At 66.7% G+C, this 1,248-nt stretch carries 1 protein-coding gene; it reads right to left on the minus strand.

Features of this window, described 5'->3' with window-relative positions; genetic code table 11:
* Positions 1-1,248: 5-aminolevulinate synthase (hemA, locus tag D3242_RS33140; RefSeq protein WP_064983660.1), on the minus strand; the 1,248-nt coding region annotated here is incomplete at both ends.

Consider the following 1,248-nt stretch of genomic DNA (forward strand, 5'->3'; position numbering starts at 1 on the left):
CAGCAGCGGAACGATCCGGTCGCTTTTGGCGACCGAGGGCCGTCCCGCCGAGCCGTAGGGAATGCCGAGCGCGTCCCATGTCTCGACCAGCGCGTCCTGCAGTCCAGCGATCAGCGCATCCGAATGGAACGGCGTCGGCGTGATGCGCAGCCGCTCGGTGCCGCGCGGCACGGTCGGGTAGTTGATCGGCTGGATGTAGATGCCGTGCACGCCGAGCAGGCGGTCGCTGGCCATTTTGCAAAGCTCGGGATCGCCGACCAGCACCGGCACGATATGGGTTGGCGAGTCCATCACCGGCAGGCCCGCGGCGGCAAGCACCTGCTTGGTCCGGGATGCCTGCTGCTGCTGGGCATCGCGCTCGGCCTGCGAGCGCTTGAGATGCCGGATCGAGGTGGTGGTGGCCGCGGCGATCGCCGGCGGCAGCGCCGTGGTGAAGATGAAGCCCGGCGCATAGGAGCGCACCGCGTCGATCACCGCGCTGGTGCCGGTAATGTAGCCGCCCAGCGTGCCGAACGCCTTGGCCAAGGTGCCCTGGATGATGTCGATGCGGTCGGCCAGGCCCTCGCGCTCGGTGATGCCGCCGCCGCGCGGTCCGTACATGCCGACAGCATGGACCTCGTCGATATAGGTCATGGCGTTGTAGCGCTCGGCGAGCTCGACGATCTCCCGGATCGGCGCGATGTCGCCGTCCATCGAATAGACGCTTTCAAAGACGATCAGCTTGGCGCGTTCGCGCCCCGCCGCCTGCAGCAGGCTTTCCAGATGCGCGACGTCATTGTGGCGGAAGATCTTCTTCTCGGCGCCCGAGCGGCGCACGCCTTCGATCATCGAGGCGTGGTTCAGCTCGTCCGAGATGATCAGGCAATTGGGCAAAAGCCGCGCGATCGTCGAGATCGAAGCTTCGTTGGAGACGAAGCCGGAGGTGAAGACCAGAGCCGCGTCCTTGCCGTGCAGGTCGGCAAGCTCATGCTCGAGCTCGACCAGCGGGTTGGAGGTGCCGGAAATGTTGCGGGTGCCGCCGGCGCCCGAGCCCATCTTGCCCGCCGCGTTCTGGAACGCGGCGATGACGTCCGCGTGCTGGCCCATGCCGAGATAGTCGTTGGAGCACCAGACGGTGATTTCCTCGGCGCGGCCGTTGGAGCGCCAGATGGCGCGCGGAAATTTGCCCGCGATGCGCTCGAGGTCGGCGAAGACACGATAGCGACGCTCCGCGTGGAGCTGGTCGATCGCATCTTCGAAGAACCGCTG

This window comes from Mesorhizobium jarvisii (assembly GCF_003601985.1).
Lineage (GTDB): Bacteria > Pseudomonadota > Alphaproteobacteria > Rhizobiales > Rhizobiaceae > Mesorhizobium > Mesorhizobium jarvisii.